This is a genomic window from Halovivax asiaticus JCM 14624 (assembly GCF_000337515.1).
GTDB lineage: Archaea > Halobacteriota > Halobacteria > Halobacteriales > Natrialbaceae > Halovivax > Halovivax asiaticus.
Genome location: NZ_AOIQ01000017.1, coordinates 136,512 through 157,176, shown reverse-complemented (window position 1 = coordinate 157,176; position 20,665 = coordinate 136,512). Strand labels below are relative to the sequence as shown.

The following is a 20,665-nucleotide window of genomic DNA, read 5'->3' as shown; positions in this document are numbered from 1 at the left end:
GGTGCTCCGATTATCCGAACCAGATCGAATTGCCGGGCTCCAGCGGTACAATCGACGGAGACGGGGCTCTCCGACCTCGGCTGGAATACCGGTGTCGGTTCGAGGATCGAGTCCGCTGCTCGGAGAATCGGCCCACAAATCGGGCCCTATTGTAATTTACATTGTAGTAAGTATACATATAAATTCAAAATATAATAGTATTTTATCAGCCAAGTTGGTTGCTGATTCGATGCCAGATCGAAACAACGCAGCCCAGCACGCAGCGACGTCGAACAGACGCGGTTTTCTCGAGCGAGTATCGGCGACCGGTATCGCAGGGGGAATCGCAGTGATCCTCGGCGAACGATCCATCGCCCAGCGGGTAACCGCACAACCCGCGGCGAACCTGGACCCGTTCGAGTTCGATCCGGCGACCGATCCGGACGGGACGTTTCCGCAGTCGGTCGCCAGCGGTGGCCCGACGTCGACCGGCGTCATCCTCTGGACGCGCATCGATCCCGCGGCGTACGAGCAGTCACAGCCGCTGGCGTTCGAAGTCGCGGCCGACGAGGCGTTCGAGAACGTCGTCTCCGACGGCATCGTCGCCGCCGACTCGATCTCTCCCGAGCACGATTACACCGTCAATCTCGATCTCGACGGCGAACTCGAGTCCAACGAGCGGTATTACTACCGGTTCCTCTACGACGGCGTTGCGAGTCGGACGGGCCGCTGCCGGACGCTTCCGGGAACGGGAGCGAACCTCGAGTCGCTGTCGCTCGCCGTGCTCACCTGCCAGGACTATCAGAACGGTTACTACGGCGCGTACGCTCACCTTGCCGAGGAGGACGTCGACTTCCTGGTCCACATGGGCGACTTCATTTACGAATCAGCAGACGGCCAGTACACGTCGCCGACGACGGACGTGTACGATGGTCGAGATATCGAGTTACCGAGCGGGAAACCGCTCGCCGAGACCCTCGAGGACTTCCGACACCTTTACACCGTATATCGCGGAGATCCACTGCTCCAGCGCGGACTCGAACAGCACACGCTGATCGCCGGCTGGGACGATCACGAGATCGGGAACAACTGGTGGTGGGACGAGCAACAGGATGCGCCGCGGCTGCCGGAGAAAGACCGCGGCGACGATCCCACGTTTACGATCGACGTCGCCGCGAACGGCATTCAGGCCTGGATCGAGTACATGCCGTCTCGAGTCGAGTACGATCCAGACGCCACGGAACTCCACGAGCAGCTGCAGCTCTGGCGATCGATCGAATTCGGCGACCTCGCGACGCTCGTTCGGACGGACGAACGGCTCTACCGCGACGGACCACCGTGTGGTGAGCGACGTGTCACGTGCGACAACGAAGACGCCCCGGACAGAACGATGCTCGGCGAAGAACAGCGCGAGTGGTTCCTCGAAACGGTGACGACTGACGACGCCCGCTGGACGGTTTGGGCCAACGAGGTGCTGACGATGCCGATCACGGCCGGCAAAGGTTATTGGCAGACCGAGTTCATCCACGACTCGTGGGACGGCTTCCAGGCCGAGCGCGAAACGCTGATGACGACGATCGCTGACGCCGACGTCCGGAATTTCGTCACCCTCTCGGGTGATCTCCACTGTTCGATAGCCGGCTATCAGCGGACGACGTACAACGAGTGGTGGTGGGTCGACTCCGACCCGGTCGGTGTCGAACTCATGACTCCCTCAATTACGAGCGTCAACGCGGCAGATGTCGTCGACTTCCCCGGCGACCTCGACGACGATGCCGTCGCCGATCTCGTCCGGTCGAACAACCCGCACATGGAGTTCGTCGACTGGCACAGCCACGGGTACGCGGTCGTCGAATTCACGCAGGACGACTGCACCTACACCGTCTACGAGGTCGACAAAACCGTCAATAGCGACGCGGCGACGAAACAACGGAATGCCGCCTATCGGATCCCCGATGGGAAGATCGACCTCGAAGAACTCGAGGTCCGAGACGGCGCGAACTACGTCGCCGCCGAACCGGAAGCGGAAACGGTCTCCGGCAACGGAACGAGGGAGACGGACGTCGAAGCCGAAAACGAATCCGAGGGAGTACCCACGATTCCGACAGGCGAAGGATGGCGGGACGAGCCGTAGGCGAAGTCATCCGAGACGAGTGACGACACCGGCGGAGACAACAGGATTATTGTTCCGTCGGAAAATTCTGGGCCATGACTCTCGCGGATCGACGCGTACTCGTGACGGGCGGTGCCGGATTCATCGGAACGCATCTCGCGGAGCGACTGCTGAACGAAGGAACGGCCGTCACGATCGTCGACGACTGCTCGAACGGTGACCGTGATCGCGTCCCGAATGCGGCCCGATTCGTCGAGGCCGATCTTACGAGCGTCGACGCGCTCGAGGGCGTCCTCGAGGACGTCGATCTGGTGTTCCACCTTGCCTCGTCCAAGCACGTCGACACCGACCGCCCGCACGACCAGTTCGCCGACAACACGCGGATGACGCGCAACCTGCTCGAGGCGATGGCCGACGCCGACGTGACAGAGATCGCCTACACCTCGTCGTCGACGGTCTACGGCGAAGCGTCACGGCCGACGCCCGAAGACTACGCGCCCCTCGAACCGATCAGCGCCTACGGGGCGAGTAAACTGGCCGACGAGGGACTGCTCTCGGCGCGCACCCACAGTCACGACCTGACAGTCTGGAATTTTCGGTTCGCGAACGTCGTCGGCCCGCGACTGCGCGGTGCGGTGATTCCGGACTTCATCGAGAAGTTGCGCGCCGATCCGGAGTCGCTCACGATCCTCGGTGACGGCCGCCAAGAGAAGTCCTACCTCCACGTCGAGGACTGCCTCGACGCCATGTGCCACGTGGTCGCTCACGCCGACGAGGAAATGAACACGTTCAATCTCGGGACGCGAACGACCACGTCCGTCGACCGCATCGCGTCGATCGTCGCCGACGAGATGGGACTCGATCCCGCCTTCGAGTACACGGGCGGCGATCGCGGCTGGACCGGTGACGTCCCCAAAATGGCCCTCTCGATCGAGAAACTCGCCGCACTCGGGTGGGAGCCGGCGCGATCGAGCGACGAGGCCGTTAGAGCAGCCACCCGGGAACTCCTCGCAGAAACCTGGTAACGGCCCGGACGGGCAACCAGTGACGTGTTGTGAGGTGCGCGTGCAGGTTGCCAAACCGCGCTGAGACGTGATCGGAAACCGGTACGGTAGCGTTTTAGGTGGGCTTAAATATTTGGACGCGCCAGCGTCGGTATGGATGACGGTCCGCCCGGATCAAACGGAGAGACCGCTCGATCGGACGCCGAGTGGTCGCTTTCGGCTGCGACACGCCGCTACGGACCGCTTCTCGGCACGATACTCGTCGGTATCGGACTGGTGCTCGCCGCGCGGAACGTCGATGGCGGCGAACTCCTCGCCACGATCTCGCTCGCCGATCCTGCAATTCTGGCAACCGCCGGCGCCCTGTACGCCGCCTCGTGGCCGCTCCGTGGACGCCGATACGGCGACGTGCTGTTGCCGATGGGCCACCGGGCGGGGACGACAGTGCTCACGGCCGCCGTCTTCGTCAGTCAATCGGCGAACCTCGTGTTCCCGGCACGGGCGGGCGACGCCGTTCGTGCGTACGTCGTGAACAGAAAGGAAGACGTTCCCTACAGCACGGGCGTCGCCTCGCTGGCCGTCGAACGGCTCTTCGACCTGGCGACGATCACGGTCCTCGCCGGGGCCGCGGTCGGGTGGCTAGTCCTCGGCGGCACGGTCGAACCGGCGAGCACCTTCGCCGGCACCGGGGAGTCACAGCCAGTCCTGCTCGCCGCCGCGGCCGTGAGCACCGCGACGGTCGGAGCCTGCCTCGTCGTGATAACGGCGGCGTGGACGCCGTTCGGGCGACGGATTTCGACCCGACTGCGGACGACTGCTGAACGCTCCGCGCGCCTGGCACCGGTTCTCGCGTGGGTGCGCCAGGTTGGCCTCGACGTGGGACGGGTCGCGGGGAACCCGCGGTCGCTGCTGATCGTGGGATCGACGAGTCTGCTGATCTGGCTGGTCGACGTGGCCACCGCGATCCTGGTGCTCGTCGCCCTCGACAGTGGCCTCGGGGGCGGTTCGTTACTGGTCGTCGGAACACTGGCAGTCAGTGTCGGAAACCTGGCGAAGGTCTTGCCGCTCACCCAGGGCGGCGTCGGCCTCTACGAGGCCGCGTTCACCGCACTCGTCGTCGGGCTTACACCGATCGGTGCGGGGACGGCGCTGGCCGCGGCCGTCCTCGACCACGCGCTGAAAAACGGGATCACAGTAGTCGGTGGTGGGGCCGCAGCAGCCGTCCTTGGCCTCTCGATCGGCGACGTCCGGACCGGAACGGCCGCGCCCGACGGAGACCGGCACGCTTTTTAGGCCTGCCTAAAACAATGCGAGTAATGGAGACGGATACCTGCGTCATCGTCCCGACGATCCGAGAGTACGACTGTTTACGATCTTACGTCGAGAACGCACACACCTACGGGTTCGATCTCTCGCGACTCCACTTCCTCCTCGTCACGGAGGATTTCTGCGACGCCGACGAGATGGAGGCGATGCTCGACGATCTCGAGGTCTCCGGCGAGGTCTTCGACGGCACCCGTCGCGAGGAGTGGTACGCCGACCACGACATCACGGAGTTCAGTCACGTCGTCCCTGCGGCGAGTCACGCGGAAACGAGCTTCGGCCTCCTGTACATGTGGGCAAACGAGGAGTTCGAGTATGGCTTTTTCATCGACGACGACACGCTCCCCCACGACGACGTGGATTTCTTCGGTACCCACATGGACAACCTCGCGTTCGCGGGCGAGATCGAGGAGGTCGCCTCCGACGAACAGTGGGTCAACGTCCTCTACCAGAATGCCGACGAACACGGTCTGTACCCCCGCGGCTACCCCTACGCCGCGATGGACGAGACGATCGAGACCGGAACGACGGAGATCGACTCCGGCGAGGTCGTCGCCTCCCAGGGACTGTGGACGAACGTCCCGGACTTGGACGCCGTCAGGATTCTGATGGACGGCGATCTGGAGGGGCAAGCCGAGACGCGAACGACCCGTGACGACTTCGGTGAGGACTTCGTCGCCGCGCGCGACAACTACCTCACGGTCTGTTCGATGAACCTCGCGTTCCGCCGCGAGGTGATCCCCGCCTTCTACCAGCTGCCGATGGACGACAACGCGTGGGACGTCGGTCGGTTCGACGATATCTGGTCCGGGGTCTTCCTCAAACGGGCGTGCGACGTTCTCGGAAGGCGAATCTACAACGGAGCGCCGCTGTGTGAGCACAACAAGGCCCCACGCAGCACGTTCGACGACCTGAACAACGAGGTCCCCGGCCTCGAACTCAACGAACACCTCTGGGAGCTAATCGACGACGTCGGTGACGACGCCGACTCCTACGCCGAGGTGTTCGAGGCAATGGGGCGCGAACTCGCCTGCGGCGACTGGGACGAGTTCACGAACGGTGACTTCCTGACCCACGTCGGCGAGTACATGCTCGACTGGCTCGACTGCCTCGACGCGCTCGAAGCACGCCGGACCGCGACGGTCGATCGACGGGTATAAGTTTATTTAGGCAAACCTAAAACCATGACGAAACAACGGAAATTTGGCGGACGGCGCACCTTCCTCGCCAGTTCGGCAGTCCTCGGATCGGTCGGGCTGGCCGGCTGCACGGGACTCATCGGCGGAAACGACGACGAGGATGGCGACGACGACTTCTTCGGACAGATCGGTTCCGGGCGCGGCTTTCCCGAACCCGGCGGCACGCCGATGGACGACCTGCCGGAGCTTGCGGGGGAGCTCGTCCTCTACAACGCCCGCGGGCAGGCGCTCGTCGGTGAGTTACTCTCCCACCTCGAATCCCGGTACGACGACTTCACGGTCCAGGAGAATCCCGGCGGCTCGGCCGACCTCGTCAACCTGATCCTCGAGGAAGGGTCGGCGACGCCTGCCGACGTCTTCTTCACCGTCAACTCCGGGGCGCTCGGGACGCTCGCGGACGAGGGACGCACCCAATCGCTCTCGAGTGACGTGACCGAGATGGTCGCCAACGAGACGTTTGCCACCGACGAGTGGGTCGGGACCTCCGGACGAGCACGAACGATCCCCTACAACACCGACGCCTACGACGAGAGCGAGATTCCGGACTCGATCGACGCCTTCGCGGGCGACTTCGACGGCCAGCTAGGCTGGGCACCCTCCTACGGTTCGTTCCAGGGCTTCGTCACGTCTATGCGGATCATCGAGGGCGACGAGGCGACGAAGGCGTGGCTCGAAGGCGTCCTCGAATCGGGCGTCCAGGAGTACAGCTACGAGTCCGAGGTCACCAGGGCTGTCGCCAGCGGCGAGATCGACGCCGGGTTCGCCAATCACTACTACATCCAGCGCCATCTGGCCGGGAATCCCGACGCGCCAGTGTCGACGGCGTTCACCGACGGCGACGCGGGCGCGACCTTCGACGTCGCCGGTGCAACGGTCATCGACCAGTCCAGCAATCCCGAACTCGCCGAGAATTTCATCCGCCACCTCCTCTCTGGAGAGGCCCAGGCGTACTTCGCCGGCAGAACGTACGAGTACCCCGTCATCGAGGGGGTCGACCCCATCGGCGAGCTTCCGAGCGCCGACGAACTGAACACTCCCGACGTCGACCCGACGCAACTCTCTGACGTCGAAGGGACGATCGAGCTCATGCGCGACGCCGGCGTCCCCGTCTGAGCGAGCGTCACCCAACACAATTCGTGTCCCCGCCCCGTTCCCCATCCCGTCCACTTCTCGACCGCGGCCGCCGGTCCGTCCGTCGGGGCCGCCGGTTTGGCCGCCGTCTCGTTGCGGGTGAACTGACATCGGCAGATCGCTATCGCTTGCTCGCACTCGCCGTCTCACTCCTCGCGGGGCTGGCGGTGTTCGTCCTCGCCACGCGACTCTTTCCGTACCACTCGACCAACGACGACGAGGCCGTCTACCTGATGCAGGCGGCGATGCTCCTGGAGGGGCAGGTGGAACTTCACGCGGGCGCGCTCGCCGACGCCGTCCGCCCCTGGTTCTTCGTCCAGGACGGCGGCCGCCTCTACCCGAAGTACAGTCCGGTTCCGTCGGGGATGTTCGCCGTCTCGATGGCCCTCTTCGGGGAGCCGCGAGTGACGCTCGCGGTCGTGGCGGCGGGAAACGCGGCGCTGGTCTACGTCCTTGGATCGACGATCTTCGATCGGTCGGTCGGCGTCGTCGCCGCAGCCGTCTTCGCCGCATCACCGCTCGCGCTGCTCACTTCCTCGGTCTTCATCCCCTACGCGCCGACCACGTTCCTGAACCTGTTGTTCGCCGTCGCCTACCTCCGCGGCGTCCGCAACGGCCACCTCCCGAGCGCCGCGGCGGCGGGCGTCGCCGTCGGGCTGGCGTTCTTCGCCCGGCCGTACACGGCGGTGTTGTTCGCCACACCGTTCATCGCCCACGCGCTCTGGCAGGTCGTGGGGACCGTCCGTCGCGAGGGCGTCGGCGCCGTCCGCCGTCCGGTACCTGACCCGATTCGGCGTAACGCACTCACGGGCGTGCTCGGGCTTTCGTTCGTCGCACTGACGCTCGCGTACAACGCCCGCGTCACCGGGTCGCCGCTCGTGTTCCCCTATCAGGCCTTCGCCCCCATGGACGGCCCCGGCTTCGGCCGTCGGGAGTTGCTGGACCACAGCATCGACTACACGCCGGCGCTCGCACTCGAATCGAACGGGTACGTCCTCCGGTACTACGCGGCCCGCTGGATGACCGCGGGTCCGGTCGGCACACTCCTGGCCATCTGCGGGCTCGGACTCGCCGTTCGTCGGTGGATTCCGGGCGACGCCGTGTCGATCGGAGGGACCGACGACGCCGATCACGGCCGGACCGCTGGCATTCTCCTCGCCGGTGTCCTGCCGGCGGTCGTTCTCGGGAATTTGGCGTTCTGGGGCAACCGTAACGCGCTCGCGACGATGACCGACCCCACCGACGGCCTCCTCTCGCAGTTCGGACCGTACTACTACTTCGACACGCTCCCTGTCCTCGCGGTGTTCGCAGGGGTCGCGCTCGTCGCGGCCTGGCGGACCCTCCGGCGCGGACGCGTCCACGCGTGGCTGACCGCGCGCACCTCCACGAATGGAGCGCGCCGGGTAGCTATCGCCGTCGCACTCGTGAGCGCGCTCGCGATCGGCGGCGCCAACGCCGCGGTCGTCTCGACGCCGGTCGAACGCCACGCCGCCCACACCGAGAAGTTCGAGACGGCCTACGAACCGTTCGAAGAGGCGGACCTCGAGAACGCGCTCGTGTTCCTCCCTCCGGAATACGGGGAGTGGCTCGGCCACCCGTTCCAGGCGCTGCGCAACGACCCCGGGCTCGACGGCGAGGTGGTGTACGCCCTGGACGGCGGCGTCGAACGGGACTTCGCGGTGCTCGACGCCTATCCCGATCGTACCTACTACCGCTACGCCGCCCACGGCGAGTGGTCGCCCGATCCCGACGACGAATACGTGCCGACGCTCCAAGAGGTAACGCTCCGAGAGGGAACGAGCTTCGACGGCGAAACCCGCGTCGGCACCCTCACCACCGTCGAGAGCGCGATCGTGCGTCTCGAAACGACCGACGGCGAGACGGCCACCCACCGGGTTCACGAGCCCGGCGACGCGGTCACGGTCGAGTGGCGAGTCACGGACGGTCGCGCCGAACTGGTAACCGTCGACGACGGAACTGGCTCCAACGAGACGGGTGACGATGGGGCGGGGTTGGACAAGCCCGCCAATGACAGGGCGGGGTCGACAGAGTCCGCCGAAGACGGTGCAGAATCGGCTGAGCCGGTCGAGAACGGGTCGGTCGCGCTCGACGATGTCGACGACCTGGCCCTCTCGGTGACGATGCACGAGACGGTCGGGTCGTCGCTCACCTACCGCCAGGAGGTCCCCGTCCGGAGTACTGACGAGGGCGTCGAGGTGCTCTGGCCGGCGGAGCGAACCGTGTGCACGCTCGTCACGCGGTGTGCGGACGAGGGTACGTACGTCCCTGGAGAACCGGACCTGTCCCTCGACGGTGTCTCCTTCGAGACAGAGTTGGACGGGCGGGAATAAACGAGCGAGGACGGTTCTGCAGCCTCGCCCGGGTCGTTGCAGTCGTCGCCGAGGAACAGGGGACGGTCGCTGGGACGAGGAACGGCGAGAACGGAGGCGTCGGCGCGACCGGTTACCGGAACCGCTCTTCGAGGGCGACCTTCACGATGGATTTCGCGATGGCGGCGCCACCCTGGAGCGGATCGAGTTTGGTCTCGCCGGCGCGCTCGCCGTAGGCGATCGGGTGTTCACGGATGGCGTACCCCCGCATCAGCGGCCGGATCAGCAGTTCCGCGGAGAGGCCAGTGTTCTCGGTCCACTCGATGTCCTCGACGACCTCGCGGCGGTAAGCGCGCATCCCCGTCGTCGTGTCGTGGACCCGAGTCCCCATCAGGACGCTCGCGACGGCGGCGAAGGCGTGGTTGCCGAAGCGGTTGAACGCGGGCATCGCCTCGGCGCCGTGGTAGAGGCGGTCACCGCTGACGACGTCGTAGCCCTCGTTGATTAGCGCGAGGAACTCGGGCAGTTGCTCCATCGGGTAGGTGTCGTCACAGTCGGTCGTGACGACGATCGGTCGATCGGGTGTCAGGATCGCCTCCCGGACGGCGACGCCGTAGCCCTGGGGCTCCTGTTCGATCACCGTGGCACCGCGCTCGCGAGCGATCTCGGGGGTCCGGTCACTGGAACCGTCGACGCAGACGACCTCGGCCTCGCCGTCGGTCACCGCAGCGATGTCGTCGATGACGGTGCCGATGGCCGCCTCCTCGTTGTAGGTTCCCATCACGACGCTCACGTCCGCGAAGGTGAACGCGTCGTCCGTCGCGGCTCCAGTCCCTGTATCGTCCATCTCGGCTCCAGCACCTGTATCGGCCGTCTCGGTGCTTCCCGCCTCCTCGGCTGTTCCGGGATCGGTGTCTACCGCCGCCGATCCGCCGTCGTCGGTCGGTTCTTCGTCGGTGCCGCCGTCCGTCGAGCCCGCGTCGAGGGTACTCATTGCCGGTACTCTCGTCCGGCCGGCCTTATATTTTTAGGTTTGCCTAAATCATCGCTGTGCGTCAGAGCGACGCCTCGACGTGGTCGGCACACTTGAGGGCGAGTGCGGCGATGGTCAGGGTGGGGTTCAGCGCGCCGCCAGTAGGGAAGACGCTGCTGGAGGCGATCCAGCAGTTGTCGAGGTCGTGGGTTCGCAGGTCGGGGCCGACGACGCTCTCGGTGGGATCGGTTCCCATCCGGGTGGTCCCCATGTGGTGGTTCGCGGGGATGGTGCGGTCGGGGCCCTCCTGATAGGTGATCTCCGCACCGAGTTCTTCGAGGATTGCCTCCTGCACCTCGTTCGCGCGGGCGAGCGTGTTGCGAGCGCGCTCGCCGACGGACCAGTGGACGTGCGGGGCCGGATTGCCGTGGTCGTCGGTCCGTTCGGGGTCGAGCGCGACGTAACTGTCCGCCCGCGGGAGCGTCTCGACGAGCGCACCGACGGCGACGTGGCGACCGTACTCCCCTCGGATGCGCTCCAGCAGGTCGTCACCCCAGTCGTCGCCGGTGAGCGCGAGCCCGACCGGCGTAGGACCGGCGTAATTGAAGAATTCGAGTTTGAACGGCCCCACCTCGTCGTCCGCGTCGTCGTAGAACTGGTGGGACTCGCTCGTGAGAAAGCCGACGTGGTGCTGGCGCGTCGGTTCGTCGAGGACACCCCAGGTGCCGGCGAACAGGTGGTCCATGAAGAACTGACCGACGCGACCGCTGGAGTTGGCGAGACCGTCGGGATAGTGCGGCGAATCCGAAAGCAAGAGGAGCCGGGGCGTCTCGACGCCGCCCGCGGCGAGAACGAACGCGTCGGCCTCCTGCCGGTGAGTCTCTCCGTCGGGCGTCGCGTAGACGGCGGCGGTGAGTCGGTCGGCGTCGTGGTCCAGTCGCTGGACGGGCGCCTGATCGATCACGGTCGCGCCACGTTCCTCGGCGCGTTCGACGTGGACGGTCGCGTCGTACTTCGCCCCGGAGGGACAGACTGGCTGACAGGTTCCGTAGCCGACGCAGGCGCTCCGATCGTCGTATCGCTCGGAATTGCGAGCGTTGGGCACCGAATGGGTATCGATTTCCAGCGCCTCGCAGGCCTCGGCGAACAGCGAGTCGCTGTAGGAGGGCGGGAAGGCAGGCAGCGGGTGGGGATCCTCTCGCGGCGGGGCGTGAGGGTTGTCGCTGGCGCCGGCCACGCCGAGTTCGCGCTCGGCGGCGGCGTAGTACGGCTGGAGGGCGTCGTAGTCGAAGGGCCAGTCGACGCCGACGCCGCGGGTGCTCTGTGAGGCGAAGTCGTCCTCGTGGAGGCGCATCACCATCCCCTGCCAGTGCAGCGTCGTGCCGCCGACCCCCTTGACGCGGGCCCGGTTCAGCGGGTAATGGGCTTCCCCGGAGGCGCCGTAGGCGTCGCGTTCGGGGTCCCCATCCCAGACGGCTTGGCGACCGGCCGACGGCCGGAGAAATCGCTCCTGGCGCGCACGGCGGTCCGCCGGATCGAACCGGGGACCGGCCTCCAGGACGACCACCTCCTTCCCGGCCGCTGCCAGCCGGTCGGCGACCAGCGCGCCGGCGGGGCCAGCGCCGACGACGCAAACGTCGGCGTCCGCGACCGGGGTGCGATCGCTCGCCCCGGCAGTCGGTTCGGCCGTTTCGGCGGGCGACCAGTCGCTCACGGCGTCGGCCCCCGCTGGTAACTCCCGGTACCGCCGGGGTGGCCCGGCGGGTTCTCGATACCGACCAGCTCGCCGCCCGCCGGCGAAGCATACAGCGCGAGCAGCAACTCGTTGATCACGTAGTACTGAATTCGCTCGACCTCGGTGCCGTCGGGATTCTCCGCCGCGGTCGCCACGCCCGCCGCCCGAAGCAGATCGTCGCGCTGCTCGACCGACAGGTCAGCGAACGACGCGTCGTGACGCGTCGCCGCGTACCCGTCGAGGGTCTCGACGGCCTCTCGAACGCCGGCGGCGTGAGACTCGTCGTCGAGGCGACCGGCGAGGAACGTCTCGACGAACGCCGCGACGCCGCTCACTTCGCCAGGATAGACCACCTCGCCGGCGGCGACCATCGTTCGTCGAAGCACGTCGTCTTCCTCGGGATCGGTCCCGCTGAGATGTGTGCCGACGGCCACGGCGCCGGCCCCGACTGCGGCCAGCGCGGCCACCGCGTCCCGCCGTGACAGCTCCATGTCGGATATTAGGCAAACCTAAACCTTATATTCGTTGGAACGCCTCCGATCGAGTAACTGGCGTCGGCGAGTCTGGTGGGTGTTATCGGCCACGAACCGACGGCGGGAAGTGGACGCAGCCGAATCGGATCACACGAACTGCCGACGGAAACCGTCGAGCGGTCGGCGACCGAGTCACGCCGACGAGACGCACTGAACACTCGATCTATGAACATTCCACACGTACGCACGGATCGCAGCGAGGGTGAGGGGCTGCCGATCGGGTTGACACTGCTGTCGGGGGCGATCGCCGCGAGCATGCTGGTGCCGATCAGCTGGTTACTCTTCGAGGTGCTCACGGTCAACCCAGAGCAGGTCTGGTCGGACTTCACCCGGCCGCTGACGGCCGAGGTGCTCACCAACAGTATCCTGCTGACAATCGGCGTAACGACGCTATCGATCCTGCTGGGCGTTCCACTGGCGTGGCTGACAGTCCAGACGGACCTGCCGTTCCGGCGATTCTGGACAGTCGTCGTCGCCTTGCCGCTCGTGATCCCGAGTTACATCGGCGCGTTCTCGTTCGTCTCGGCGTTCGGCCCGCGCGGGGAGTTCCAGTCGATCCTCGCGCCGCTGGGCGTCGAGCGGATTCCGGAGATCTACGGCCTGCCGGGATCGATCGTCGTCATCACGCTCTACACCTATCCGTACGTCTACCTGACGACGCGAGCGGGCCTGCTCTCGTTCGACCGGACGCTGTTGGACGCCGCGCGCACCTTAGATCACGGGCGATGGGAGGCATTTCGCCGGGTGACGTTCCCCCAGATTCGCCCGGCAATCGCCGCAGGCGCCCTGCTGGCGGCGCTGTACGCCGTCTCCGACTTCGGGACGCCTGCGATCATGCGCTTGCGGGTATTCACCCGCCAGATCTACGTCGAATTCCAGAGCTACCAGTCGGAGTACGCCGCCGTCCTCTCGCTGCAGTTGCTCGCCATCGTCCTCGTGGTCCTGGCTCTGGAGTATCGCGTCCGTTCTGGAGGGCGGACGGGCGGCGATGGCGCAGGTCGCGGTGACGCCGCGGATCCGGCCGTGTCGCTCGGCACGTGGCGCTGGCCGGCCACCCTGTTGCCTGCAGCGGTGTCGGCAACGGCACTACTCGTCCCGTTGTGGATCCTCGGCCTCTGGGTCGTGAACGCCGACCCGAACGCCAGCGACGCACTCGCACTCCAGGGATTCCACGTCATCAACTCGGTGAAGGTCGCCGCCGCTGCGGCCATCGTCGCCGTGCTGGCGGCCCTGCCCGTCGCCTACTTCGCGGCCCGTCACGACTCGCGGCTTTCAGACCTCTTCGATCGAGCGACGTACGTCGGCTTCGCCGTGCCGGGAATCGTGCTCGCGCTCGCGCTGGTTTCGGCGGCCACCGCCTACGATGGCGCCCTCGGGACGCGATTCGACCTCGTTCCGACGATCTACAAGACGATTCCGCTGCTCGTGTTCGCCTACGTCGTCCGCTTCATGCCCCAGGCGGTCGGCACCATCCGGACGAACACGCTCCAGGTCGACCCGAAACTCACCGAGGCCGCCCAGACGCTCGGCTCCTCGCCGCTGGCCGCCTTTCGCAGGATCACCCTTCCACTCGTCAGGCCTGGCATCGTCGCCGGCGCCGCGCTGGTGTTCCTGACGGCGATGAAGGAGCTCCCGGTGACCCTGCTGCTCCAGCCGCTCGGGTTCGAAAATCTCGTCACGCTCATCTGGGAGGCCCAGGAGCAGGCCTTCTACCAGTACGCCGTGATTCCTTCGATCATCCTGCTGATCGTCTCCGGTCTCTCGATGGTCGTCCTTCTCTCCCAGGGCGGTCGTGAAGGACTCTAGCCCGGGCTCGCCTCGCCGTCTATCGACTCGACCACCGACGAATCGTCGAACGACGGATCGTTTACGGCCGTCGAGACGGGATACGCCGTCATCGAGTCGGACGGGTGCGGCCGCAGGTCGGGGACCGGATCCGGCTCGCGCAACCAGCGACGTTCGGCGGCCGGTTCGAGAATCGCCGGCATTCGATCGTGTAGCTCCCCCACCAGTTCGTTCGGGTCCATCGTCACGATCGTCACCGTCTCCGACAGCCCATCGTCGTCGTCGGCGCGCTCGATGCCGCCGCCGAACGCGTCGAGACCGGCCTGTGAGGCGCCAGACGACGGCTCGCGTCGCTCCCACAGCCCCGCCATCGCAAATGGTCGATCGTCCTCGAATGTGATCCGGTAGGGCTGTTTCCCGTTCTCGGTCGGAACCCACTCGTAGAAGCCGTCGGCCAGGACGAGACAGCGCCCTGCTGCAGGCGTTTCGCGATCTGACGGTGCCCCCTCGTCGAACTCACCGTCGCTATTCCGTTTCACGTACGCCGAACGAAAGCTCCGCGTCTCCGCGAGGGTCTCGGCACGCGCGTTGATCAGCCGGTCGCCATCGGCGTCGGCCCACGGCGGCGTAAATCCCCACTCGAGCTGCCGGATCGTCTCCGGTGCTTCGTCCGTGACGACCGGGACGGACTGACCCGGCGCGGCGTTGTACGTCGGGGTGAACGAGCGTTCGAACCGCGCGTCGAATCGGTCTTCGACGTCCGGCGGCGGGACGAACAGCGAGTACCGGCCACACATACGTCCCGCTCGGGCGGCCAGCACCGAAATCGCTTCGGCCGTCGACGGCCGGGAATTAGGGAGTGACAGCGATAACGCGTCGTTGGCACCGTCAGTCGCACCAGTAAACCGGTGCCTTCGGCGGGCGAACAGTCAGTAAGGCGTCCGTACCCTTGTGCGTCCGCCGGGACCGACCGGCTATGGAAGCGACACGAGACAGCGAGCGTGAACCCGTCGAATTCGTGGTCAGTGCGGACGGACGACTCGAACTGCGCGACCCCGATCGACAGGGCCGGTGGCTCTCGACGGATCGACCGGTCGAAATCGTCCGGTAAGAACACCACGTCCACCACAGGCGTACCCCAGCCGCGACAGCGAAACGAAATTACGACGAGTCGGCGTTTGCGGCGTGGGCCTCGATGTTCGCCCAGACGTCACCCATCACGTCACCCGTCTGTTCGACGAGCGCCTCGACCGCCGGCCCGCAATCGCCCGGTGCACAGCCGAGATCGCGGATCGCCTTCGTCGTCGAGGCGTGATAGGCGTGGACGGCGCCATCGTCCTCGTAGACGACGGTCGTACACGGTAGCAGGCCCGCGAGTTGCGGATCGATTTCGAGCGCATCCCTCGCGATTTCGGCGTGGCAGACGACGATCAGGGCCGTCTTCCGGATCGCCTCACCGAGGACCCCTTCGATGTACTCGTCCAGGCGCGTGAGCGCGACGGTCTCGAACCCCTGGTACTCGTGTTCGAGCTGGACGTGTGCGACCGCGTCCTCGAATTCCAGATCGAGCGTGGTGTGTAACGCCTCTTCGACGGTGGGTGCGGGCTTCGGCGTGGCCATGCGTTCCCGCTTCGAGCGCACCAATATTAAACGCTGGATTCGAGACACATGTTGGGAGAAAGCGTGCCGGATCATCAACCGACCAAGAGCATCGAGCAACGATCGGTCACAGCGGACTCGGGCTCGCTCGCCTCTCGCTTCGTTCGTTCCGGACCGCGCAGTTCACGGGTCGCTCCGCTCCCCTTCGCGGAATCGAGGATCTCGCCCACGCTCGACCCTCGCGACGCCAGGACGGGATGTGAACAGATGCGAGACGATCGGTCGCACTTCGTTCGACCGCGTGCGACTCGCGTGTTCAAATCCCCCACTTCCAGCGTTTTTCGCGTCACGGGTTGTCCGCGACGCTACGCGTCGCTCACGGGTCTATGACGCGAAAAACGCCTCACGGCTTCGCCGTTCGGCACTACCGAGGAACTCACTTCGTTCGTTCCTCGCGACGCCAGGACAGGGATTTGAACAGATGCGAGACGTTCCGGGCATGTGGCCTCACTCTGCTCACGGTTTCACCGTTCGCAACGCGGTTCTCACTTCGTTCCGAACCGCGCTCCGTTCGGCCGTTCCGGGGCTGCGGCTCGCGTGCTCAAATCCCGGCGTCTTCCGTTTTCACGTCACGGGTTGCTCGCGGCGCTACGCGCCGCTCGCGGACATTATGACGTGAAAACGCCAGGACAGGGATTTGAACCCTGAATCCCGAAAGGGAACACGCTTTCCAGGCGTGCGCCTTACCGTTCGGCCATCCTGGCTCGGTCGAAGATTGCCGAGGGGTTCGAATAAGTCTTGCGAGGTCGGTCGACGGAACCCTGTTCGGGGACACGCACGAGGTCACACGCTGCGGTCGATCAGCGACCGTGCTCGTGCGCCCACGAGAGGAGTCGGCGTTCGTATCGGTACGTCACCGCCGCGGTAACGACGGCGACGGCGAGTCCGATCGTGACGACGCCGCCCAGCGGGACCGCCAGCACGTCGAGTGCGACCGCGCCCTGGGCGAGCACCAGGAAGGCCAGTCCGCCGACGAGTCCCCACAGCGAGGCGGATTTCGCGCGCGGGTCCACGACTACTCGAGGTTCGCGATGGCCTCGATCTCGACGCCGACACCTTTCGGCAGGTTCGCCACCTCGACGGCGCTACGGGCCGGCGGCTCGTCGTCGAAGTAGGTCGCGTAGGTCTCGTTCATCGCCTCGAAGTCGTCGATGTCGCCGAGGAAGACCGTCGTCTTGAGCACGTCCGCGGGCGTCGCGCCCTTCTCTTCTAAGATCGCGACGAGGTTGTCGAGCGCCTGCTCGGTCTGGACGCCGATCGGTTCGTCGTCGAGGAGGTCGCCCTCGGGCGTCATCGGAATCTGGCCGGCCGTAAAGAGAATCGAGCCGTTCGTCGTCGCCTGACTGTACGCCCCGACCGCTGCCGGTGCGTCGTCCGTACTGATGATTCGCTTCATACTGATCGATGGACCGGGCTAGACTATAAATGGCGGCGAAACCGACGCGGGCTCTGGTCGCCTGAAACCGACACGGACGAGCGGATCTGTGGTTCCCCGGCTGGGTCGTCGAGGTCTCCGCAACCGCCAGCCGCTCACTCCTCCGCTTCCAGTTCGAGTTCGAACTGTTCGTTCTCGGTGACGGCGTTGAGTACGACGCTCGTGTTCGACTCGTTGATGTCCGGGTCGGTCAACAACGCCTTGATCTGTTCGTTCATCCCATCGGTGTCTTTGAACTTCCCGACAGCCGTCACGTCGTAGTCGCCGGTCACCTCGTAGACCGAGGTCATCTGACGGTGGCCACGGAGTCGATCGGTGATCTCGGGGAGAGCGTCGCCTTCGACCTTGAGCTGAATAATCGCGGTGACGTCGTAGCCGAGCGCGCCGTAATCGACGCGTGGCGTGTAGCCGTCGATCACGCCGCCATCCTCGAGATCGGCCAGATGGTTCGAGATCGTCGTCACCGAGACGTCGAGTTCCTCGGCAAGGCTTCGCAGGCTCGCCCGGCCGTCGCCCAGAAGTGAGTTCACCAACTTCGAGTCGAGATTTTCGTACGTCATCGAATCGACCTACTCATCGAGCCCACTATAAATTTACGAATGTACGATTACAGGAGGTACATCGGAAGTTTGCGCGGAACAGCAGGGTTTTAGTGGTGGGGATAGACGAGTAAAACGGACTTCGGATGACAACCGGCAATCTCACAAGCACGGAGGAAACGGTGCTCGAAACGATCGAAGACGAAGATATCGACTTTCTCCGGTTACAGTTTACTGATATCCTCGGTGTGGTGAAAAACGTCTCGGTTCCGGCCCGCCAGGCGGAAAAAGCGTTCCGCGAAGGGATCTACTTCGACGGCTCCTCGATCGAGGGGTTCGTCCGCATCCAGGAGTCGGACATGCGCCTCATCCCGGACCCGAACACGTTCGCGATTCTGCCGTGGCGGACGAACGAACACGGCGCCGCCGCCCGGATGATCTGTGACGTCGTCGATACGACGAGCGGCGAGCCGTTCGCGGGCGATCCCCGGACGGTGCTCAAGCAAGCGATCGACCGGGCGAACGAGATGGGTTACACCGTCAACGCCGCACCCGAACCCGAATTCTTCCTCTTCGAGGAGGACGAAGAGGGACGTGCGACGACGCAGACCAACGACGCTGGCGGCTACTTCGACGTCGCGCCGAAAGACTTGGCGAGCGACGTCCGTCGGGACATCATCTACGGGCTGGAGAGCATGGGCTTCGAGATCGAAGCCAGCCACCACGAGGTTGCCAGGGGACAACACGAGATCAACTTCGAGTACGACGACGCCATCTCGACGGCTGACAACGTCGCCACCTTCCGCACCGTCGTCCGTGCCATCGCCGCTCAACACGACCTCCACGCGACCTTCATGCCAAAGCCCATCGCGAAGGTCAACGGCTCCGGCATGCACATGCACGTCTCGCTGTTCACCGAAGACGGCGAGAACGCCTTCCACGACGGCGACGACGAGTTCGACCTCTCCGAGACGGCCCACGCCTTCCTGGAGGGAGTGCTCGAACACGCGCCCGCGATCACGGCCGTCGCCAACCCGACGGTCAACAGCTACAAGCGACTCGTTCCGGGCTACGAGGCCCCAGTGTACGTCGCCTGGTCCGACCGCAACCGCTCGGCGCTCATCCGGAAACCCGCCGCCAGGGTCCCGGCCGCCTCACGCATCGAGCTTCGGTCGCCGGACCCATCGTGCAATCCGTACCTCGCACTGGCAGCGATCATCCAGGCCGGTCTCGACGGCATCGAACGCGGCCTCGACGCCCGCGACCCGGTCAGAGACAATATCTACGAGTTCGACGAAGCCAAGCGAGCCGAACACGGAATCGATACGCTCCCCTCGAATCTCGGCGAGGCGATCGACGCCTTCGAAGCCGACGACGTCGTCCAGTCCGCACTCGGCGAACACGTCAGCGAGAAGTTCGCCGAGGCCAAGCGCCAGGAGTTCGAAGACTACCTCGTCGACGTCTCGCAGTGGGAACTCGATCGGTACCTCGAGACGTTCTAACGGCTGCCAGCACCCGTTCGATCACATCTTCGGCCAGAACGAGCGACACCGTCCCACAGAATCGACGTCGTGACTGTCCGGCTGATTTTTCCCGACCGATCAGGAACGCCACTCCCCTACACGGTCACGAAGGCGACCGGGGAGACCGAACGCCGTGATCGTCAGCCCGAACACGACCATCAGGAAGTACACCCCCAACGTCGAGGTCCAGACGACGAACATGGCCAGGATCGCCCAGCCCGACGATAGGAAGTAGTACGCGGCGATCGTCATCGCCGTCCCGTACAGCAACACGAGGTAGGGGCCCCAGCCGTGGGCGTGACCGCGTCGAACGCGACGACGGACGTACCGCTTCAGGTCGGCCTCCAGCGTCTCGCGCTCGACCGTTCGGTCGTCGACGCCGGCTTCGAGCGCCTCGAGATCACCGCGTAGACGCTCGATCTCCTCTCTCAGGGCCGCCGGATCGTCCGATCGATCGCGGGTACGACCGCCGTCGGCACGCCGGGCGCCGTCACGGCTCTCGTCGTCGCGGTCGGTGGCGTCGTCTGTCATCGCTGCCTGGCAGAACTGTCGAGAGCCGGGACTTTGTAGCTGCCGGTCCGGTTCGACGACCGATAGGGGCGGCCCCGTTTTTCGGGGCGCAATCATCGTCGATGGGGCGCGCTGTCGAGGGAACTCGACGTGCCGAGAGTACCCAGGACAAAGCAGGACGAGCCGCCTACGAGACGACGAAGAACAGACAGAAGGCGAGGACCGTCCCGAACAGGACGAAAACGGCGCCGGCGAACGCACCGGCCATCGGATCGGTCGGGGTGAACGCCATTACGGAGTTCACCGCGATCGCGGCGAACGAGATGACGGCAGCGCCGACACCGAGAAAGCCGTTGACAGTCCTGACCGGTGAAGTCGCGACCTGCGACTGGACGAGCAGTTCGTCGGCAGCGAGAAACCGGAAGGTCGACGACGACCGGTTCGTCATCCGTCGAGCCAGACTGCGCCAGATATCCACGTGTTCCTCCGTGAGATCGTTTCCGATGACGACGACGTACTCGTACTGCTGGCCGATCGTCCCCAGTTCGCGATAGAGCCAGTGGTTCGAGCCCTCCGTTATCGACTCGATTAGGACGATGGCGATCTGGTCGCCGACGACGTAGTCGACCCCGCGAGCGCCGGTCGCGTGATCGACGGAGAGCGTCTGATCGTGCCAGGTTCCGACGTAACGACGGAGGTACCGACGAAGGTCGGATCGAAAGCGACTGGCCGTTTGACTCGTCGACTGCGAGCGAACCCAGTCGGCCAGATCCATCGCGAAGTCGTCAGCAGCGTCGAGATCGATCGGGGCTCGCTCTACGGACATGGGTACTCACCCCACCCACGCGGAGCGCTCCAAGCAGGGCAACCATCGCCAGCCACGGCCGCCCGGAT

Annotated in this window: 18 protein-coding genes, 1 tRNA gene and 1 pseudogene; 9 read left to right on the top strand and 11 right to left on the bottom strand. The window is 65.5% G+C overall.

Going from position 1 to position 20,665, the window contains the following annotated elements:
* Nucleotides 1-229 precede the first annotated feature (229 nt).
* The 6 genes from C479_RS11000 (at nt 230) to C479_RS10975 (ending at nt 9,100) form a co-directional block, all read left to right on the top strand.
* Nucleotides 230-2,113 carry an alkaline phosphatase D family protein gene (locus tag C479_RS11000; RefSeq protein ID WP_007702278.1) on the top strand — a complete coding sequence of 628 codons (1,884 nt, stop codon included), beginning with the start codon at nt 230-232 and terminating at the stop codon, nt 2,111-2,113.
* Nucleotides 2,114-2,187: 74 nt separating this feature from the next.
* Nucleotides 2,188-3,117, top strand: a complete 930-nt coding sequence (locus tag C479_RS10995) for an NAD-dependent epimerase/dehydratase family protein (protein ID WP_007702277.1) — start codon at nt 2,188-2,190, stop codon at nt 3,115-3,117.
* A 132-nt stretch (nt 3,118-3,249) separates the two neighbouring features.
* Nucleotides 3,250-4,389, top strand: a complete 1,140-nt coding sequence (locus tag C479_RS10990) for a lysylphosphatidylglycerol synthase transmembrane domain-containing protein (protein ID WP_007702276.1) — start codon at nt 3,250-3,252, stop codon at nt 4,387-4,389.
* A 23-nt stretch (nt 4,390-4,412) separates the two neighbouring features.
* Nucleotides 4,413-5,579: an alpha-1,4-glucan-protein synthase gene (locus tag C479_RS10985; protein WP_007702272.1), complete on the top strand. Its 1,167-nt coding sequence runs from the start codon at nt 4,413-4,415 to the stop codon at nt 5,577-5,579.
* Nucleotides 5,580-5,603: 24 nt separating this feature from the next.
* The gene (locus C479_RS10980) at nt 5,604-6,731 is read left to right on the top strand and encodes an extracellular solute-binding protein (RefSeq protein WP_007702269.1); all 1,128 of its coding nucleotides are present in this window, start codon (nt 5,604-5,606) and stop codon (nt 6,729-6,731) included.
* Nucleotides 6,732-6,877: 146 nt separating this feature from the next.
* Nucleotides 6,878-9,100: a DUF7846 domain-containing protein gene (locus C479_RS10975; protein ID WP_007702267.1), complete on the top strand. Its 2,223-nt coding sequence runs from the start codon at nt 6,878-6,880 to the stop codon at nt 9,098-9,100.
* 112 nt (nt 9,101-9,212) lie between these two features.
* Here the strand turns inward: C479_RS10975 and C479_RS10970 are convergent, their stop codons facing one another.
* The 3 genes from C479_RS10970 to C479_RS10960 form a co-directional block, all read right to left on the bottom strand.
* Complete coding sequence (locus C479_RS10970; RefSeq protein ID WP_049907268.1) at nt 9,213-9,926, bottom strand: dolichyl-phosphate hexose transferase; 714 nt, start codon at nt 9,924-9,926, stop codon at nt 9,213-9,215.
* 208 nt (nt 9,927-10,134) lie between these two features.
* Entirely contained in the window at nt 10,135-11,766 is a 1,632-nt protein-coding gene (locus tag C479_RS10965) for a GMC family oxidoreductase (RefSeq protein ID WP_007702263.1), read from the bottom strand.
* Complete coding sequence (locus tag C479_RS10960) at nt 11,763-12,278, bottom strand: gluconate 2-dehydrogenase subunit 3 family protein (RefSeq protein WP_007702262.1); 516 nt, start codon at nt 12,276-12,278, stop codon at nt 11,763-11,765. The genes C479_RS10965 and C479_RS10960 overlap by 4 nt, the downstream gene beginning before the upstream one ends.
* Nucleotides 12,279-12,485: 207 nt before the next feature.
* Here C479_RS10960 and C479_RS10955 point away from each other — a divergent pair, with 207 nt between their 5' ends.
* Nucleotides 12,486-14,126 carry an ABC transporter permease gene (locus tag C479_RS10955; RefSeq protein WP_049907267.1) on the top strand — a complete coding sequence of 547 codons (1,641 nt, stop codon included), beginning with the start codon at nt 12,486-12,488 and terminating at the stop codon, nt 14,124-14,126.
* Here the strand turns inward: C479_RS10955 and C479_RS10950 are convergent.
* Complete coding sequence (locus C479_RS10950) at nt 14,123-14,902, bottom strand: SOS response-associated peptidase (protein ID WP_007702258.1); 780 nt, start codon at nt 14,900-14,902, stop codon at nt 14,123-14,125. The genes C479_RS10955 and C479_RS10950 overlap by 4 nt on opposite strands.
* Before the next feature lie 179 nt (nt 14,903-15,081).
* Between C479_RS10950 and C479_RS16930 the strand changes: the two genes are divergently transcribed.
* Complete coding sequence (locus C479_RS16930; protein WP_275039665.1) at nt 15,082-15,216, top strand: hypothetical protein; 135 nt, start codon at nt 15,082-15,084, stop codon at nt 15,214-15,216.
* Nucleotides 15,217-15,266: 50 nt separating this feature from the next.
* Here C479_RS16930 and C479_RS10945 read toward each other — a convergent pair whose 3' ends face one another.
* From C479_RS10945 to lrp, 5 genes are all read right to left on the bottom strand, one after another.
* On the bottom strand, nt 15,267-15,725 hold the full coding sequence (locus C479_RS10945; RefSeq protein WP_007702257.1) for a DUF302 domain-containing protein: 459 nt from the start codon (nt 15,723-15,725) through the stop codon (nt 15,267-15,269).
* Nucleotides 15,726-16,386: 661 nt separating this feature from the next.
* A tRNA-Ser gene (locus C479_RS10940) sits at nt 16,387-16,468 on the bottom strand.
* Between the two features lie 96 nt (nt 16,469-16,564).
* Nucleotides 16,565-16,777, bottom strand: a complete 213-nt coding sequence (locus C479_RS10935) for a hypothetical protein (RefSeq protein ID WP_007702253.1) — start codon at nt 16,775-16,777, stop codon at nt 16,565-16,567.
* A 2-nt stretch (nt 16,778-16,779) separates the two neighbouring features.
* On the bottom strand, nt 16,780-17,160 hold the full coding sequence (locus C479_RS10930; RefSeq protein ID WP_007702251.1) for a Rid family detoxifying hydrolase: 381 nt from the start codon (nt 17,158-17,160) through the stop codon (nt 16,780-16,782).
* A gap of 134 nt (nt 17,161-17,294) precedes the next feature.
* Entirely contained in the window at nt 17,295-17,759 is a 465-nt protein-coding gene (gene lrp, locus C479_RS10925) for an HTH-type transcriptional regulator Lrp (protein ID WP_007702250.1), read from the bottom strand.
* 125 nt (nt 17,760-17,884) lie between these two features.
* On the opposite strand from lrp, the gene glnA reads away from it, so the two are divergent.
* A complete protein-coding gene (gene glnA / locus C479_RS10920; protein ID WP_007702247.1) occupies nt 17,885-19,240 on the top strand; it encodes a type I glutamate--ammonia ligase in 1,356 nt (451 codons plus the stop codon).
* Nucleotides 19,241-19,339: 99 nt separating this feature from the next.
* Here glnA and C479_RS10915 read toward each other — a convergent pair.
* Nucleotides 19,340-19,846: pseudogene (locus tag C479_RS10915) on the bottom strand (hypothetical protein); the annotation flags it as partial.
* A gap of 112 nt (nt 19,847-19,958) precedes the next feature.
* Entirely contained in the window at nt 19,959-20,597 is a 639-nt protein-coding gene (locus C479_RS10910; RefSeq protein ID WP_007702243.1) for a hypothetical protein, read from the bottom strand.
* Between the last annotated feature and the right edge of the window lie 68 nt (nt 20,598-20,665).

Coding starts and splice junctions, on each gene's coding strand:
- C479_RS10950 (WP_007702258.1), bottom strand. CDS start 14,902: ATGTGTGGCCGGTACTCGCTGTTCGTCCCGCCGCCGGACGTCGAAGAC.
- C479_RS10980 (WP_007702269.1), top strand. CDS start 5,604: ATGACGAAACAACGGAAATTTGGCGGACGGCGCACCTTCCTCGCCAGT.
- C479_RS10945 (WP_007702257.1), bottom strand. CDS start 15,725: ATGGCCACGCCGAAGCCCGCACCCACCGTCGAAGAGGCGTTACACACC.
- C479_RS10995 (WP_007702277.1), top strand. CDS start 2,188: ATGACTCTCGCGGATCGACGCGTACTCGTGACGGGCGGTGCCGGATTC.
- C479_RS16930 (WP_275039665.1), top strand. CDS start 15,082: ATGGAAGCGACACGAGACAGCGAGCGTGAACCCGTCGAATTCGTGGTC.
- C479_RS10960 (WP_007702262.1), bottom strand. CDS start 12,278: ATGGAGCTGTCACGGCGGGACGCGGTGGCCGCGCTGGCCGCAGTCGGG.
- lrp (WP_007702250.1), bottom strand. CDS start 17,759: ATGACGTACGAAAATCTCGACTCGAAGTTGGTGAACTCACTTCTGGGC.
- glnA (WP_007702247.1), top strand. CDS start 17,885: ATGACAACCGGCAATCTCACAAGCACGGAGGAAACGGTGCTCGAAACG.
- C479_RS10910 (WP_007702243.1), bottom strand. CDS start 20,597: ATGTCCGTAGAGCGAGCCCCGATCGATCTCGACGCTGCTGACGACTTC.
- C479_RS10970 (WP_049907268.1), bottom strand. CDS start 9,926: ATGGACGATACAGGGACTGGAGCCGCGACGGACGACGCGTTCACCTTC.
- C479_RS11000 (WP_007702278.1), top strand. CDS start 230: ATGCCAGATCGAAACAACGCAGCCCAGCACGCAGCGACGTCGAACAGA.
- C479_RS10985 (WP_007702272.1), top strand. CDS start 4,413: ATGGAGACGGATACCTGCGTCATCGTCCCGACGATCCGAGAGTACGAC.
- C479_RS10955 (WP_049907267.1), top strand. CDS start 12,486: ATGAACATTCCACACGTACGCACGGATCGCAGCGAGGGTGAGGGGCTG.
- C479_RS10930 (WP_007702251.1), bottom strand. CDS start 17,160: ATGAAGCGAATCATCAGTACGGACGACGCACCGGCAGCGGTCGGGGCG.
- C479_RS10990 (WP_007702276.1), top strand. CDS start 3,250: ATGGATGACGGTCCGCCCGGATCAAACGGAGAGACCGCTCGATCGGAC.